Source organism: Rhizobium centroccidentale (genome assembly GCF_030182565.1).
In the GTDB taxonomy this organism is placed as follows: Bacteria; Pseudomonadota; Alphaproteobacteria; order Rhizobiales; family Rhizobiaceae; genus Rhizobium.
On the sequence record NZ_JAQJCG010000001.1, the window covers coordinates 68,938 to 84,095 of the forward strand.

Consider the following 15,158-nt stretch of genomic DNA (forward strand, 5'->3'; position numbering starts at 1 on the left):
CCCCTGTTTCGGCATGGGTACAGCCGGATTTTCGCTCCAGCCGGATAGCTGGTTTTGTTGCGGTGGCGAAAAAGCACTGGGGAGTATCAGAAGATGCAAGGCAGACGGTTCGCAGGAAACATCCAACTGAAATGAACCTATGCGATCAGCGGTCTTCGGTCGTCCCCAAGCACAGGTTTGGCCGCGAAGCGAGGAAATCGATGAAGGTTCGAACCTTTGCGGAAAGGTATTTCCTGCTGGGATAGACCGCATGCAGCGTGGCATCGAATGTCACGGCTTTCGGCAGCACCATCTCCAATCGGCCATCAGAGATATCGTTTTGCGCCATCCACATCGGCAGAAAAACCAGCCCCATGCCCTCAAGCGCTGCCAGATGCAGCATGATCTCGTTTTCGCTTTGCATGACGGGACGGAAGTTCACGGTCTGAGTGCCGTCCTGCCCGGCGACGGCTATGCTGCCATTCGCGTTCATGCCGCTATAGGCCAGCAGCGCGTGACCATTGAGATCAGCGAGCTCTCTCGGACGGCCTGTACGGGACAGATAGGCCGGAGATCCGACGAGATGAAAAGCAACGCGCGTTAACGGTCGGGCGATGAGATTGGGATCGAGCCGCTCGGGGGAAGTCGCCCGCAGGGCGAGGTCGAAGCCCTCATCAACCAGATTGACGATCCGACCGCTGAGATCCATGTCGAAGCGCACGTCGGGATAGCGCTGGTGGTATTCGGCGATCATCCGGGCGACGAGCGTGTTCGCTGCCCATACCGGTGCGCTGAGCCGCAAAGTTCCACGCGGCATGACCGTGACGTTGCTGACGGCCGCTTCCACCTCGTCCAGTCCATCGAGCATCTGCCGGGCTTGATTGAAATAGAGCATGCCGCTTTCCGTCATGCTGACATGCCGGCTGGTTCGATTCAGCAGCCGGGTTCCCAGCCGGTTCTCAAGGTGCATCACATGTTTGCTCGCCATTGCCGGCGAGAGGCCAAGCCGATCCGCCGCCGCTGTAAAGCTCTTGAACTCCGCCACTGCGCAAAAGACCCGCAAGCTCGTTAGCGTATCCATCGATCATCAACTCACAGGAAATGTTTCTTCAATATAAGCTGTATTGATCAATAAATGAGAAAAGTTAGTTTGGCCAGATACACGACCGGCCTCCATCATTCTCTCCGGTCTCGAGTTGGATGATGGGTGCCCCGCGACAAGGATGAACACGTGAACAAGCTTCGTCTTCCGACCTACTTCATCAGTCACGGCGGTGGCCCCTGGCCCTACATGAGTGGTGAATTCCGCAATAATTTCGACAAGCTCGAACAGTCTCTGATCGAGATGCGTGCCGAGCTGGGGAATACGGTCCGGGCGATCCTGGTTGTCTCGGGCCATTGGGAAGAGAAGGGCTTCTCCATATCCTCAGGAGCCCATCCTGGGATGGTCTACGACTATCATGGCTTTCCGGAGTATCTCTATCATATCAAATACGGCGCTCCGGGCGAACCCGAGCTTGCCAAGCGGGTACAGGCTTTGCTGCATGCGCGCGGGATCGAGGCCGGGCTCGATCCGACCCGCGGCTTCGACCACGGGACTTTCAGCATTCTGAAACCGCTTTATCCGGAGGAAAGCGTTCCGGTCGTTCAGCTGTCTCTGGATGCCGGATACGATCCGGCCTTGCATCTCGAGGTTGGGCGTGCGCTGGCGTCGCTGCGCGACGAGGGCGTGCTGATCATCGGAAGCGGCCTCAGCTATCACAATCTGCCCGCCATGCGCGGGAAGGAGGGCTACGAGCCGTCCCGTCAGTTCGACGCCTGGCTCCAGCAGACGCTGATCCACTCATCACCCTATGAGCGCGCAAAGCTTTTGCTCGAATGGGAACGGGCCCCTTCGGCCCGCGCAGCGCATCCGCGCGAGGATCATCTCATTCCGTTGATGGTGGCCGTGGGTGCCGCAAGCGACGAGCCCGGCGCCGTCACCTACCATCAGACTGATTTCGCCGGCGGGCTGACGGCATCCAGCTTCCGTTTCGGCGACGCCCCCTCAGGCCGATGATGGCGCTCTGGAAGGAAAATTTCGAACTCAAAGGCACAGCCGCCTGATGATCTGGCGGCCATTCAGGAGAAATACCATGTTGAATACCACGAAATGGACCCCTCATGTTCTTGCGATCCTGCGGATCGTGACCGCATTGCTGTTCCTCGAACATGCGACCATGAAATTCTTCCAGTTCCCGGCAGCGATTCCGGGCGTGACCTATCCATTGCCGGCCATCATGCTTGCTGCCGGCGCAATCGAGATCGTCACCGGATTGCTGATGACCGTCGGCCTCTTCACGCGCATCGCCGCTTTCGTCGCTTCGGGCGAAATGGCAGCCGCTTACTGGATGGCGCATGCTCCGCAGGGCTTCTGGCCGGCACTCAATATGGGTGAGGCAGCGATCATGTTCTGCTTCATCTTCTTGTTCATCGCCTTTGCCGGTGCCGGTAGCTGGGCTTTGGACAATATCCTGCGTCCGTCTTCGAAGCAGATGTCGCTGATTGAGGGCGCATAAGGCACATGCGCTCTCGTCTTGAGACGAGAGCGCATCGCTAAGGCCGAGCCCTGACAACTGGTAAAGCCGTAGCTGCCGATAAGACTGGGCCTTCGTTCCGAGCGTTGCAGTCGTTCCGCGGCAGGGCTGACTTGCGTGAGACCAGTTGAGGCGGTCAGCGACGCGTTGAGCAGGCCATATTGTGGCTTGCAGCCCCCGGTTTATGCGGAGCTTTGTTACTAGGCCGATTCCCGTAGCATGAGGTCAGCGGACAATAAAAATCGCGCAGGCGAGGTCTCTTCGACTCGATCCTCGCTCTCGTCATTGTCGCCGAGCATGCTGAGAAGCATATCAACTGCCCGCCTGCCGATTTCGCTGACATTCTGCGCGACCGTCGTGATCGGCGGACAGGCGTATCGCGACAGGGGATGATCGTCATGCCCGGCAATGCGGATGTCGGACGTCGCGCCATGTCCAACTTTGAGGCCCATCTTGTAGGCAGCGGCGATCGCACCGAATGCAATTCGGTCGTTTGCGCAAAGGATGGTTTTCGTCGGCAATCGTTTCAGGTCGACGAGGCGCGTCATCTCGTCGAACCCGAATCTTTCGAAATCCCACGTTCGGATTTTTGTCGAAGGCAGGATGTGCGGTGTCAACGCGAATCGCGTCATCGCGTTGACATAGGCGGCTTCGCGCGTACGCGCGTTCGTGTTCACATCGGGCATGCCGAGATAGCTCGGAGGCTCGCCTGAACGGCATAGATAATCGACGATTAGTCCAAAGCTTTGCTGGTTATCGGTACCGACGAAAGCGGACGTGTCATCCAATGGCGAATCCACATAAACAAGCGGAACGCTTCTGCCGTATTCTGCCAGAGTTTGCTGGTGGGACTCCACGCCGAGCGGTGCGATGATCGCGCCGGCCACGTTCAACGATTTGAGGGTGCGGATCGCCCTGTCTTCAAGGTCGGGCTGCCCATCCGTCGACAAGACAAGCGGAAAGAACCCCGCCTCTGTCGCCAGCGCTTCGATCCTTCGGGTGAGCGCCATATAAAACTGGTCGACCGAGTTTGGAATCACGATCCCGACGATATTGGTCCGGCGCCGATTGAGGTTGACCGCAAAGAGGTTTGGCCGAAATCCCGATTTCTTGAGCGCAACTTCGATAGTCTCGCGCGTTTTCTTTCGGACTGAATTCGGATCGTTGAAGTATTTGGAGACCGTGGGGCGAGAAAGGCCGACAAATTCCGAAAAGTCCTCCATTGTCTTGATCGGTTTCGGCACGATGTTGTCTCCAGACTCTATAGAAAAGTGTCTATCCGACTCTTTATCGAGGGAAAAGAGAGTTCCTCCGCCAGGGAGGAACCGAGGTTATTCCGCGGCAAATTGCACCTTCATCGTGGGCGTAGCGCCGCTCTTGGTGAAAAAGGGCAATACCTCCTTGAGCGGAAGCCGATGGGAGATCAGGCGTGCCATCGTGCCGTTGTCCTTGCGAAGCAAATCAAGGGCTGCAGGCAGGTTCTGATTCAATGAGTGCGAGCCGGCAATCGTCAACTGACGCCGAAAGATGTCGAAGGGCGATATCGAGACCCGGACACCCGGCGCGCACACGCCGAACACCAAGATCGCACCGCCGTCCTGTGCAAATTCCGGCATATTCTCCACGACGGTTGGAACACCCGTCGCATCGGCAACAAGATCGAAAGATCGTTTACGGCCTTCGAGTTCAGGGGACGCAGGGTGCAGGGCCTCCAATCCCAGCTCGCTGGCAAAGCTCAGACGGCTTTCATCGATATCGGCAACGACGACGTCGCTGACGCCCTGCGCCCTGATCGACAGAGCAAGCAGAAGCCCGATCGGACCGCCGCCGAATATCAGAGCGTTTTCCGCGCGCCGTACTCCGGTTGTCAGGCCGATATTGCCGAGCCCGTTGAGGACGCAGGCGAGCGGCTCGGCCAAAGCCGCGACATCGAATGAAAGATCGCCGATATCGTGCAGATGAGACACTCTGACGATGCTGTATTCGGCAAAACCGCCATCTTGCGTGACGCCGTAAGCCTCCAGCTCCTTGCAGAGATTTGTCAGTCCCTTGCGGCACAGACTACAGGTGCCGCAGGGCAGGTTGGGGTCGACGGCGACCCTCGCACCCGGCCGCAAGCCCGTGACGTCTTCGGCGACCGCCTCGACCAGGCCTGCATATTCATGGCCGGGTATCAGCGGAAAGCACCCTTCGCCGTAGCGGCCGTGGAGAACGTCGATATCCGTGTGGCAAAGTCCGCCAGCCTTCACGCGGATGAGGGCATGTCCCGGCGCCAAAACGGGCAACGGCATATCGGCCAGCCCCGCGACGCCCTTTTCCGTGAAGCATATTGCTTTCATGTCGGATCCCTCAGCTCATCCAGTTGCCGCCATCGACATTGTAGGTCTGTGCGAGAATGTAATCGCTGTCCGAGGATGCAAGAAACACTGCAAGACCCTTGATATCGTCGGGCGTTGCGAACCGTCCGATCGGAACGGACTTGGCGACGGTAGCTTTCTTCTCGCCCGGCTTCAGGCCTTCCCATTTCGCGAAATGGGCATCAACGATATCCCAGTGCTCGCCATCGACCACGCCAGGTGCAATGGCGTTTACGTTGATGCCGTATTTCACCAGGCCCAAGGCCGCCGATTGCGTTGCCGAGATGATGGCTGCCTTGGATGCGCAATAGAGCAGCACCAATGCTTCCCCGCGCCGCCCGGCCTGGCTTGCCATATTGATGATCTTGCCGCCGCGGCCGCGGCCAATCATGACATTCGAAACGGCCTTCATCATGAAGAGAGGACCCTTCAGATTGATCGAAAAGACCTTCTCGTAACTGGCCTCGGTGATCTCGTTGATGGGAGCCATGTCGAAGATGGCGGCATTATTCACCAGAATGTCGATACCGCCATAGGCCTGGTCGATCTCCTTGACGACAGCGTCGATGGCATGGAGATCGGTGACGTCGAGTTTCATCACCTTTGCGTTCGGCCCGAGGTTTCTGGCCGCCTCGGATGCTCTTTCGATATTGATATCGACGATGACGACTTTCGCGCCTTCCTTGATATAGGCCTCCGCAAAGCCAAGCCCGATACCACGCGCACCGCCTGTAATGAGTGCGACCTTGTCTTTCAGCTTCATGATATTCCTCCCTGACAGAGCTTGCGCCTAATGCGCAACGTTGGTGGTGATATAGGGGCTTCGAACTTGTGCAGCGCGATGCCGTTTCATTGAAAAGATGGCCGTCTCCGCCGAATGAATTCACGCGAAATCGTTGTCATCGAAAACCTCTTCGCCGTGCCTCGGGCGCCGGACGACAGCGGTCGGAGGACGCGATTGGGAAGGAAGGCAAGCCGGAATTCCGACAGCCGACGCTGCCGGAACCCTCCGGGAGGAGGCCCGCGGTCGCGACACCGCGGGCGAGCCGGCTACCTCACTTGGGGTAGCCGGCCTTCTTCATCTCGCGCTCGACCTGCTTCTGGGCATTGTCGAGAGCGGCATTGACGGTTTGCTGGCCCGCAAGCGCCGACGCGATCTGTTGACCGACGATCGTTCCGATCCCCTGGAATTCCGGGATCGCGACAAACTGGACGCCGGTGTAGGGAACCGGATCCTTGGTCGGATGTGCCGGGTCGGCGGATAGGATGGCCTTCTCGACGGTGGCGGCAAATGGCGCAGCTTTCTGATATTCAGGCAGATCGTAGGTGGATTTGCGAGTGCCGGGCGGAACGGCAACCCAGCCCTCCTTCTCGCCGACCATCTTCACATATTGTTTGGAAGTGGCCCACTTGATGAAGGATTTTGCCGCCTCTTCCTTGGTGGAAGAGGTTGGTATCGCGAGGTTCCACGACCATGACCAGCTCGATCCGTTCGGGGTCACGTTGACCGGAGCGCGCGTGAAGGCGATCTTGTCGGCCACCTGGCTCTGCTTGGGATCATAGACGCGACCGGCTGCGGAAGTAGCGTCGATCCACATGGCGCAATGACCGGTCGAGAACAGGGCCTGGTTCTCGTTGAAGCCGTTTGAAGTCACGCCGGGAGGGCCGTCCTTCTTCATGAGGTCGACGTAATCGCTGATGGCCTTCTTCCACGGTTCGGAATTGATCTGCGGCTTCCAGTGCATGTCGAACCAGCGGCCGCCATAGGTGTTGATCATGGTTCCGAGGAAAGCCATGTTCTCGCCCCAGCCCGGCTTGCCGCGTAGGCAAAGGCCATATTGCCCCTTGGACTTGTCGGTGAGCTTGTCCGCAAACTCCTTGATCTGATCATAGGTCGGCTGATCGGGCATCTTGAGACCCGCAGCGTCGAACAGGTCCTTGCGATAGAGGGTAAACGAGCTTTCGGTGTAGAACGGTATGGCATAGAGCTTGCCGTCGACAGTCAGGCCGGATTTGATGGGCGCAAGCAGGTCACCATAGTCATAATCATCGCCGAGATCGTCGATCGGCTGAAGCCAACCCTTCTTGCCCCAGATCGGCGCCTCATAGCCGCCGATGGTCATGATGTCGTATTGGCCGCCCTTCGTCGCGATGTCCGTCGTCAGCTTCTGGCGGAGCACGTTTTCTTCGAGAACGACCCAGTTGAGCTTGTTGCCCGTCTGTTTTTCCCACTCGGGAGAAAGCTTTTGCATGATGATCATATCGCCATTGTTGACGGTGGCGATGGTCAATTCCTCAGCCTGAGCCAAACCTGCGGCCAGCGTGCAGCCGGCCGCCGAAGACAGCATTACAGCAAGAATCCTCTTCATCGTCTCGCTCCTCCTTACGAGCGTTGGCGCACAAGATTACGTGCGTAAATATTAAATTCTCCAGCGTGGGCTCAGAGTCAATCGATAATTATTGACAGGGAATGATGCGCTTTGGCGATATATCACTAAGCAATTGAAAATAAAACCTATTATCATCAATTTCATATCAATGTGCCTGTTTGCGATTAAAATACGCACTTTCACAGAAATTTTCATGCGTAAACTTATGATTGACGCGAGCCTTTGGAAGACGTACCTGCTCAATGCAGCAGGGAGGATGAGCACGATGACGGTTCACAATGGGCGCATAGCCCCGGAAAGCTTCGGCCCGACGATCACGGTCGGGGAGGTACTCGTCGAGATCATGGCGAGCACCACCGGGTCCGGATTCAAGGAGCCTCAGGCGCTCATCGGCCCGTTTCCGAGTGGCGCACCGGCAATATTCATCGATCAGGTCGCTCGCCTCGGCGGCGCGGCAGGCATCATCGCAACGGTAGGGGCCGACGATTTCGGCGCTGTGAACATAGAACGCCTCACGCAGGACGGCGTGGACACGTCGGCCATATCCATCTCGCCCGATCGACCGACCGGAAGTGCGTTCGTCCGCTATCGCGACGACGGATCGAGGGACTTCATATTCAACATCATGCATTCGGCGGCGGGCTCGATAACCCTCAACCGCTCGGCGGAAATCTTGATTGCGAAGGCCGGACACGTGCATGTGATGGGATCCGCATTTGCAATTCCAGGGGCAGATAAGGTTATCGATGCCGCCATCAGTTCGGTTCGTTTGCGCGGCGGATCGGTTTCATTCGATCCGAACGTCCGCAAGGAACTCCTCGGGTCGGGAAATTTCCAGCGTCAGTTCGAAACCATGATCCAGAATGCGGATCTTCTGCTGCCGTCCGGCGAAGAGCTTTTTGTGGCCGCGGGAACGGACGGGGAGGCCGCGGCCATCAGGGCGCTACAGGCCCGTGGTGTCGGCGAAATTGTATTGAAACGCGGCGAGAAGGGAGCGACCTTCTTCGGGGCCTCGGACGCGAGATATGATTTCCATGGGTTCGAAGTTGATGAAGTCGATCCAACCGGCGCAGGAGATGCCTTTGGCGCGACTTATTTGACGTCGCGCCGGCAAGGCCTTGGCCCGGAAGTCTCCTTGGAGCGGGCCGCCGCAGCTGGGGCTTATAACGTGACCCGGATGGGCCCTATGACCGGTCTGCCCGACATCGCACAGCTTGACTTTTTCCTGTCCACCAATCCACGGAGAGCGGCATGAACCTCTTCCTCAAAAGCCTTGCAGATGCGCGCCGCGCGGGCAAGCCGGTCGGAATTACGTCGGTGTGCTCGGCGCACCCGCTCGTGCTTGAAGCGACGATGTCGCTGGCTCGGCGGGAGGGCGGTCCCGTCCTGATAGAGGCTACCTGCAACCAGGTTAACCAGTTCGGCGGCTATACCGGAAAAACGCCGGCGGATTTCGCCGGAGATGTTCTCGCGCTCGCCGAGGCCAACGGAGTGGCGACTTCCGACGTCATCCTCGGTGGCGATCATCTCGGACCAAATCCCTGGCGGCGAGAGAGCGCCTCCGCGGCGATGGCCAAAGCCGAGGCCATGGTGGCTGACTATGTGAAAGCGGGCTTCACCAAAATCCATCTCGACGCATCCATGGCATGCGCCGATGACCCATCCGCCCTCGACGATGCGATCGTGGCTCAAAGGGCGGCAAGGCTTGCCAAAATTGCCGAGCAGGCTGCGCGGGAAGTGGGCACCAAGCCGCTCTACGTGCTGGGGACGGAAGTCCCGGTGCCGGGAGGCGCGGACCACGCGCTCGACGTCGTCGAACCGACCGGGGCGGAAGCCGCCAGGGCCACTATCGAGATCCATCGCGAGATTTTCGCAAGAGAGGGGCTGGCGGAGGCATTCGACAGATGCATTGCCTTCGTCGTTCAGCCGGGCGTAGAGTTCGGCAATGAAAACGTGGTTAGCTACAGACCTGAGCTCGCGAGGAAACTGACCAGCGTGCTCGATCATGAAGTGGGTCTGGTTTTCGAAGCGCATTCGACAGACTACCAGTCGGAAGGTGCGCTGACCGCGCTGGTGCGCGATGGATTTCCAATTCTGAAGGTTGGGCCTGGATTGACGTTTGCGCTGCGAGAAAGCCTCTTCGCGCTCGATTTGATCGCAACGGAACTTGACCCGGACTATGACCGTAATCTTGCCGTCACCATGGAGCGCCTAATGTTGAAGCATACAGGCGACTGGGCGGGACATTACCGTGGCAGCGACGAGGCTATCCGGCTTCAACTTCGCTACAGCTACAGTGACAGAATCCGTTATTACTGGGGTTATCCGGAAGCTGTCAGCGCCGTTCAAAAGCTCACCGATACACTTCATGGCCGTGAAATCCCGCCGACGCTGGCAAGCCAGTTCCTCGGGCGGATGGCAGACAGGATCGCCGCGAAGGACAGTGTAGGCGCGATCGCCAAGACGTTTGTCGGCGATGTCCTCGAAACGTACGGCCGTGCGTGTCGGCAAGTCGGCTGAGTGATCCGGAAATGGCTCTCTTGATCAATCCCGCCTAATCGGTCACCGGCTCGCCGAGCGTATGCATCAGGCGGTTTGCCCAGCCGAAGATGGCTGACGACAGGACGAGGTCGAGGGATTCCAATTCAGAGAAGCCGACATCGGCCAGTGCCTGCGCATCGGCTTTCGTAGCTTCGGGCGGCGTTGGCGAGAGGCGTGCGGAAAAGTCGAAGATCGCCTGCAGGTGCTCGTCGAGTTCCGCATCGAGGCCGTCCGCGAAGATTGCCTCGATCACGTCGGTTCTTTTGGTCTGGCTGATGAACCGGGAGGCGTGAACCGCGGCGCAGTAGACGCAGCGGTTGACGACGGATGCGGCCGTCGCGCCCAGTTCTCGCTCGCTCGAAGCAAGCCCGTCCTTTCCGTACATGATCAGATTGAACAGGGGAGAGCGGACGGTGAGCGATTCCGGATCGTGCGCAAGCGTCAGAACATAGGGTGAAATGCCTTTGTTGGACGGCGTTACCTGCATGGCCGCGCGCTGTTCCTCGGTCGCAGTCTCCAGGTCGACCGGAACGACATAGGGCTGCCAACGCGGAATTTTGGTGGTGAAAGCGTGGACGACTTCGCTCATTGTCTTGCTCCGATCAGTGCCAATCCCGCGATGACGCGCACCTGGTAGTTCACGAAGGCCGCCAGTTCGGAGAGCCGGACGATGTCGGCATCGGTCACGCCGCTGGCGCGCAATGCTTCTATGTTCGCGCGGGTTGCCTCCCTTGGTGCGACGGTCAGCCGGTCAGCGTGACGAACGATCTCGGCGACGCGTGGGTCCTGCGCCGTCGTGCCCGGTGCGGAGAGCGGGGCAATCGCGGGTTCGCCCGCCCGTTCCACGAGAGCATCATAGTGGCGCGCGAGCGCCTCGTTTTGATTTTGCCGGGCCATGCGGGCGGCAAGCGCTGCCCGAAGTCCATAGGAGAGACCGCCGGGATCACGCGGCAGCAGCACGGCGTCATGGGCTGCTTCGCTCAGGCGCAGGATCTCCGCGCGCTTTTCCATGGCTTCGGCGAGCGCCGAGCCAGGCTTCACGGAGACTAGGGTTTCGATGAGTGTCAAAACAGGCTCCTCGGTGCGTCTGTGGGATAGCATCTAGGTAGGCGCGACATGTCATTATGTCAAATAATAATGAATGAGCGATCTTGATGAGAAATAATTATCTAATTCCGATCGTCAAGTGAGAATTCCTATGCTTTACTCACATTAAGAGGAGTGTTTCATGTCATTTATGCATTCTAACTCTTTCGATATTCGGCAACTTGAAGCCTTCGCAGCCGTGATTTCCGCAGGCAGCGTGACCGGGGCAGCGCGCCTGCTGGGCCGATCTCAACCGGCGGTCACCAGGCTCATCCAGGATCTGGAAGCCGATATCGGCTATGCGCTCCTGCATCGAAGCGGTCCGCGGATCACGCCGACCTCGCGGGGGGTGCTGTTTCATTCCGAGGTCGAGCGTCATCTCGCCAGCCTCACACATATCCGCGAGCGTGCCGAGGCGATCGGTCGTGATGAGCCCCCCACGCTGACGATCGCGGCCACGCCTTCGCTTGCTGCGGGCGTTCTGCCGCAGGCGCTTGCGGCTGTTGCCCCGGATCTGATCCCACGTCATCTGCATGTGCAGGCGCTTGCGGCCGAAAACGTCGTTCAGGCCGTGCTCGCCCGCTCGGCGGATTTCGGGATTGCAAGCCTGCCGCTCGAACATCCCGGCCTCGAAATACACTGGATCGCGGAGGCGCCATGTGTCGTCGCTATCGGCGCGAAGGATCCGCTTGCCGACCGCGACGTGGTGCGTCTTGCCGATCTCGCCGGCCGCCGCATTATCACCCTGGCAAACCCATATCGCTTGCGTCACCGGGTCGATGAGGCGCTGGAACGGGCAGGGATTTCGCCGGACCGGATCATCGACGTCAATGCGTCACTGACAGCGCTTTCGTTGGTGCGGGCCGGGCTTGGGGTTGGCATCGTCGAGCCGGCGACCGTGGTCGGCGTGCCGCTTGACGGTGTCGTGATGCGCGTGCTCGATCATACCATCCCCTTCCTGTTCGGTGCGATATCGCCCGCCGCGCTGCCGCTCACTTCGACGATCACCGCGGTGATCGAGGCGGCGCGCGCGGTGGCTTTGGCGATGCCCGGCTGCCGCCTGTTCGACTCGAGCGGTGCGGAAGCTCTGGCCGATACCGTTTACGGGCAAACTCCGCGACCCGAGGGAGCGCCGATATGAGCGACCTTTCCATCTTGCCGGACGGTCTCGATGCTCTTGAGGCGCGGCTGCGGCAGGATCTCGCCTGGCTGGAACTGCCGGCCAGATCCTGGGTGCCGCCGCGCGTGGTCGGTGGTCAGCCTGTCGTCGATGTCGTCATCATTGGTGCAGGCATGGCCGGGCTTGTTGCGTCCGGTATGCTGAAGCGTCTCGGGGTCGCCAACCATCTCGTCCTCGACAAGGCGACTGCTGGTCAGGAAGGGCCGTGGGTCACCTTCGCCCGGATGCGAACGCTGCGTTCTCCGAAGCAGCTCACCGGTCCGGCGATGGGGCTGCCCGCTCTGACGTTTCGTGCCTATTACGAAGCGCGTTTCGGCCACGAGGCGTGGGTCGAGCTTGACCGCGCGCCGCGTGAGACGTGGATGGAATATCTGATCTGGTACCGCAAGGTGCTTGAGCTTCCCGTCCGCAACGGTGTGACGGTCGATGCGATCCTCCCACGCGAGGACGGAATGCTTGATCTTGTCTGCATCAAGGATGGCCTCAAGGAGACGATCATTGCGCGTCATGCGGTGTTGGCGACCGGCCGCGATGGTCTGGGCGGCCCGTTCGTGCCTGATGTCGCAAAAAGCATCGGCCGCAAGTGCTGGGCGCATACCGCTGACGATATCGATTTCGCGATGCTGCGCGGCAAGCGGATTGGCGTGATTGGTGCCGGCGCCTCGGCGATGGACAATGCCGCGACCGCTCTCGAAGCCGGTGCGGCGCGCCTCGACATGTTCGTGCGCCGCAGGGAGCTGCCGCGGATCAACAAGTTCACTGGCATCGGCAGCCAGGGCGTCGTGCACGGATTTGCCGGCCTTCCCGATGAGTGGAAGTGGCGCTTCCTCAATTATGCCATGGGCCAGCAGACGCCGCCGCCGCGGCCGAGCGTCTTGCGCGTCAGTTCCTTCCCGCAAGCCCATCTCCATCTTGAGAGCCCGATCAGCGGGCTGGAGCAGGAAGGCGACCACGTCATCGTGACGACGCCAAGGACCAGCTATCCCGTCGACTTTCTGATCTTTGGAACGGGCTTCAAGATCGACCTGAGCAATCGACCGGAGCTTGCCGCCTTCGACCCCCATATACGCCTGTGGCGCGATCGCTTCCCGGTGCCGGCGGGAATGCCGAACGCCGAACTCGAAGGATCCCCCGATCTCGGAGAGGCGTTCGAGTTCCTCGAAAGGGAGCCGGGCTCGTGCCCGACGCTGGCAAAGATCCACTGCTTCAATTTTCCGGCGACACTCAGTCACGGCAAGCTCACCGGCGACATCCCGGCAATCAGCGAAGGCGCCGACCGCCTGGCGCGTGGCATTGTCCGCGCCCTTTTCGTCGCCGACCGCGAGACGCACTTTGAAAACCTTCAGGCTTTCGACACGCCGGAACTCCTCGGTGACGAGTGGGCAGACGACGATACCGAAGAGCCTTCCGACCTATCCTCCGAAAGGACCTGAGACACGAAATGCTTGAGATCAAGAACCTAAAGCTGTCCTACGGAAGCACGCAGATCCTGAATGGCGTCGACCTGTCGGTGAAACGCGGCGACGTGGTATCGATCATCGGCCCGAGCGGCACCGGCAAGACCACGCTTTTGAAGTGCATCAACCATCTGGCCAAGCCGTCCTCCGGCTCGATCGCGTTCGATGGCATCCGCATGGATTACGGACGCCCCGACAAGGCGGCGGTGCAGGCGATCCGTCTTCGCACGGCGATGGTTTTCCAGCAGTTCAACGTCTTCAAGAACATGACGGTCATCCAGAACGTCATGGACCCGCTTGTCGTCGTTCAGCGAAAGCCGAAGGAAGAAGCCCGAGCGATCGCCCTTAAGGAGCTTGAACGCGTCGGTCTTGCCGACAAGCTCGACAATTATCCCTCCCAGCTCTCAGGCGGTCAGCTCCAGCGGACCGGCATCGCCCGCGCCCTGGCGGTCAAGCCGGACGTGATGCTGTTCGACGAGCCGACCTCGTCGCTCGATCCTGAACTCGTGAACGAGGTTCTGAAGGTGATCAAGGATGTGACATCCTCGGGCATCACCTCGCTCCTCGTTACCCACGAGATGCAGTTCGCCAAGAACATCTCGAACCGCATCGTCTTCATGGACCGCGGGGTCGTCGCAGCCGACGGAAGCCCTGCCGAAATCTTTGACACACCCTCCAACCCGCGCCTCGCTCAGTTTCTCAATTCCGAACGCGCGATCCAGTAGAAAGGATGCCTGAAATGACTTCCATGAGTTCAATCTCGCGCCGTGGCCTCGGTCTCGCCGTAGCAGGCGTCGCGATCGCCTTTGCAACCGCCTCGTTCGCCGAGGAGGTCCGCACGATCAAGATCGCCACCGCTGCCGAATCGAAACCGCTCTCCTGGGGCGCGATCGGCGTCGAGCCGCAGGGCTACGAACCCGACGTGCTGAAGGCGATCAACGCGAAGCTGCCCCAATATAAGTTCGTCATGGAAGGTGCAGCCGACATCGCGCAGGAAACCGGCCTTGCGACCGGCAAGTACGACATCGCGACGGGCGGCTATTACCGCGCACCCGCCCGTGAAAAGCAGTTCCTCATTCCCGACGCGCCGATCGGTGCGAGCCTGATCAAGATTTACAGCCGCAAGGATAGCGGCATCAACGAGATGAAGGATCTGGTCGGCAAGAAGATCGTGCCCGTCACCGCCGGCGGCGGCATCTACAAGTTTGCCACGGCATGGCAGGAGCAGAACCCGACCTACAAGATCGAGATCACCGCCTCAAGCGCCGGCGTTCCCTATCCGGACCGGTTGAAGGAAGTGCAGAACGGCAAGTACGATGCGCTCGTACTGCCATCCAACCTTGGCGAGCAGACCGTGATCGACCAGCAGAAGCTCGACATCAAGACAAGCGAGCCGGTCGCGATCAATGAGACCTTTGTCCTGATCCATCGCTCCGAGGAGAATAAGGCCCTCGCCGATGGCATCGACAAGGCTCTGAAGGAGCTCAAGGCCGACGGCACGCTTGCCAAGCTCTCGCAGAAGTGGTTCGGCGAGGACATCACGACGTACATGAAGTAACGCCGCCCTCCGGTCCCGGCGATCAGGCCAAAGA

15 protein-coding genes are annotated in these 15,158 nt (G+C 59.6%); 8 read left to right on the forward strand and 7 right to left on the reverse strand.

The features are described 5' to 3' along the window. Window positions 1–145: 145 nt before the first annotated feature. Window positions 146–1,060, reverse strand: coding sequence for a LysR family transcriptional regulator (locus tag PH562_RS00340; protein WP_285170819.1), 915 nt, complete (start codon window positions 1,058–1,060; stop codon window positions 146–148). 150 nt (window positions 1,061–1,210) lie between these two features. Here PH562_RS00340 and PH562_RS00345 point away from each other — a divergent pair, with 150 nt between their 5' ends. Next, a complete protein-coding gene (locus tag PH562_RS00345; RefSeq protein ID WP_285170821.1) occupies window positions 1,211–2,038 on the forward strand; it encodes a DODA-type extradiol aromatic ring-opening family dioxygenase in 828 nt (275 codons plus the stop codon). Window positions 2,039–2,114: 76 nt separating this feature from the next. Beyond that, entirely contained in the window at window positions 2,115–2,537 is a 423-nt protein-coding gene (locus PH562_RS00350) for a DoxX family protein (RefSeq protein WP_285170823.1), read from the forward strand. Window positions 2,538–2,755: 218 nt separating this feature from the next. On the opposite strand, the gene PH562_RS00355 is transcribed toward PH562_RS00350, so the two are convergent. From PH562_RS00355 to PH562_RS00370, 4 genes are all read right to left on the reverse strand, one after another. Further along, the gene (locus tag PH562_RS00355) at window positions 2,756–3,778 is read right to left on the reverse strand and encodes a LacI family DNA-binding transcriptional regulator (RefSeq protein WP_113232620.1); all 1,023 of its coding nucleotides are present in this window, start codon (window positions 3,776–3,778) and stop codon (window positions 2,756–2,758) included. Window positions 3,779–3,886: 108 nt separating this feature from the next. Continuing rightward, window positions 3,887–4,894 (reverse strand): zinc-dependent alcohol dehydrogenase family protein, encoded by a 1,008-nt coding sequence (locus PH562_RS00360; RefSeq protein WP_285170825.1) that lies wholly within the window; start codon window positions 4,892–4,894, stop codon window positions 3,887–3,889. Window positions 4,895–4,904: 10 nt separating this feature from the next. Then, on the reverse strand, window positions 4,905–5,675 hold the full coding sequence (locus PH562_RS00365; protein WP_285170827.1) for an L-iditol 2-dehydrogenase: 771 nt from the start codon (window positions 5,673–5,675) through the stop codon (window positions 4,905–4,907). Window positions 5,676–5,967: 292 nt separating this feature from the next. Further along, entirely contained in the window at window positions 5,968–7,281 is a 1,314-nt protein-coding gene (locus tag PH562_RS00370; protein ID WP_285170830.1) for an ABC transporter substrate-binding protein, read from the reverse strand. A gap of 277 nt (window positions 7,282–7,558) precedes the next feature. On the opposite strand from PH562_RS00370, the gene PH562_RS00375 reads away from it, so the two are divergent. Both PH562_RS00375 and PH562_RS00380 read left to right on the forward strand, forming a co-directional pair. Next, a complete protein-coding gene (locus PH562_RS00375; protein WP_285171161.1) occupies window positions 7,559–8,557 on the forward strand; it encodes a tagatose kinase in 999 nt (332 codons plus the stop codon). Next, window positions 8,554–9,822, forward strand: a complete 1,269-nt coding sequence (locus tag PH562_RS00380; protein WP_285170831.1) for a D-tagatose-bisphosphate aldolase, class II, non-catalytic subunit — start codon at window positions 8,554–8,556, stop codon at window positions 9,820–9,822. The genes PH562_RS00375 and PH562_RS00380 overlap by 4 nt, the downstream gene beginning before the upstream one ends. 34 nt (window positions 9,823–9,856) lie before the next feature. On the opposite strand, the gene PH562_RS00385 is transcribed toward PH562_RS00380, so the two are convergent. Together PH562_RS00385 and PH562_RS00390 are read right to left on the reverse strand one after the other, a co-directional pair. Next, on the reverse strand, window positions 9,857–10,432 hold the full coding sequence (locus PH562_RS00385) for a peroxidase-related enzyme (RefSeq protein WP_285170834.1): 576 nt from the start codon (window positions 10,430–10,432) through the stop codon (window positions 9,857–9,859). Further along, a complete protein-coding gene (locus PH562_RS00390; protein WP_285170840.1) occupies window positions 10,429–10,911 on the reverse strand; it encodes a CMD domain-containing protein in 483 nt (160 codons plus the stop codon). The genes PH562_RS00385 and PH562_RS00390 overlap by 4 nt, the downstream gene beginning before the upstream one ends. A gap of 160 nt (window positions 10,912–11,071) precedes the next feature. Between PH562_RS00390 and PH562_RS00395 the strand changes: the two genes are divergently transcribed. From PH562_RS00395 to PH562_RS00410, 4 genes are read left to right on the forward strand one after another with little or no spacing between them, the layout of a single operon-like run. Next, the gene (locus PH562_RS00395; RefSeq protein WP_285170841.1) at window positions 11,072–12,070 is read left to right on the forward strand and encodes a LysR family transcriptional regulator; all 999 of its coding nucleotides are present in this window, start codon (window positions 11,072–11,074) and stop codon (window positions 12,068–12,070) included. Further along, complete coding sequence (locus PH562_RS00400) at window positions 12,067–13,542, forward strand: NAD(P)-binding domain-containing protein (protein WP_285170843.1); 1,476 nt, start codon at window positions 12,067–12,069, stop codon at window positions 13,540–13,542. The genes PH562_RS00395 and PH562_RS00400 overlap by 4 nt, the downstream gene beginning before the upstream one ends. A gap of 8 nt (window positions 13,543–13,550) precedes the next feature. Then, window positions 13,551–14,291 carry an amino acid ABC transporter ATP-binding protein gene (locus tag PH562_RS00405; protein WP_285170844.1) on the forward strand — a complete coding sequence of 247 codons (741 nt, stop codon included), beginning with the start codon at window positions 13,551–13,553 and terminating at the stop codon, window positions 14,289–14,291. Window positions 14,292–14,305: 14 nt separating this feature from the next. Continuing rightward, a complete protein-coding gene (locus tag PH562_RS00410; protein ID WP_285170845.1) occupies window positions 14,306–15,124 on the forward strand; it encodes an amino acid ABC transporter substrate-binding protein in 819 nt (272 codons plus the stop codon). Window positions 15,125–15,158 lie beyond the last annotated feature (34 nt).

Bases quoted from the DNA above. Each gene is read 5' to 3' on its own strand.
- PH562_RS00395 (WP_285170841.1), top strand. From the start codon at position 11,072: ATGTCATTTATGCATTCTAACTCTTTCGATATTCGGCAACTTGAAGCC.
- PH562_RS00360 (WP_285170825.1), bottom strand. From the start codon at position 4,894: ATGAAAGCAATATGCTTCACGGAAAAGGGCGTCGCGGGGCTGGCCGAT.
- PH562_RS00365 (WP_285170827.1), bottom strand. From the start codon at position 5,675: ATGAAGCTGAAAGACAAGGTCGCACTCATTACAGGCGGTGCGCGTGGT.
- PH562_RS00350 (WP_285170823.1), top strand. From the start codon at position 2,115: ATGTTGAATACCACGAAATGGACCCCTCATGTTCTTGCGATCCTGCGG.
- PH562_RS00370 (WP_285170830.1), bottom strand. From the start codon at position 7,281: ATGAAGAGGATTCTTGCTGTAATGCTGTCTTCGGCGGCCGGCTGCACG.
- PH562_RS00410 (WP_285170845.1), top strand. From the start codon at position 14,306: ATGACTTCCATGAGTTCAATCTCGCGCCGTGGCCTCGGTCTCGCCGTA.
- PH562_RS00355 (WP_113232620.1), bottom strand. From the start codon at position 3,778: ATGGAGGACTTTTCGGAATTTGTCGGCCTTTCTCGCCCCACGGTCTCC.
- PH562_RS00385 (WP_285170834.1), bottom strand. From the start codon at position 10,432: ATGAGCGAAGTCGTCCACGCTTTCACCACCAAAATTCCGCGTTGGCAG.
- PH562_RS00340 (WP_285170819.1), bottom strand. From the start codon at position 1,060: ATGGATACGCTAACGAGCTTGCGGGTCTTTTGCGCAGTGGCGGAGTTC.
- PH562_RS00380 (WP_285170831.1), top strand. From the start codon at position 8,554: ATGAACCTCTTCCTCAAAAGCCTTGCAGATGCGCGCCGCGCGGGCAAG.
- PH562_RS00405 (WP_285170844.1), top strand. From the start codon at position 13,551: ATGCTTGAGATCAAGAACCTAAAGCTGTCCTACGGAAGCACGCAGATC.
- PH562_RS00375 (WP_285171161.1), top strand. From the start codon at position 7,559: ATGAGCACGATGACGGTTCACAATGGGCGCATAGCCCCGGAAAGCTTC.
- PH562_RS00400 (WP_285170843.1), top strand. From the start codon at position 12,067: ATGAGCGACCTTTCCATCTTGCCGGACGGTCTCGATGCTCTTGAGGCG.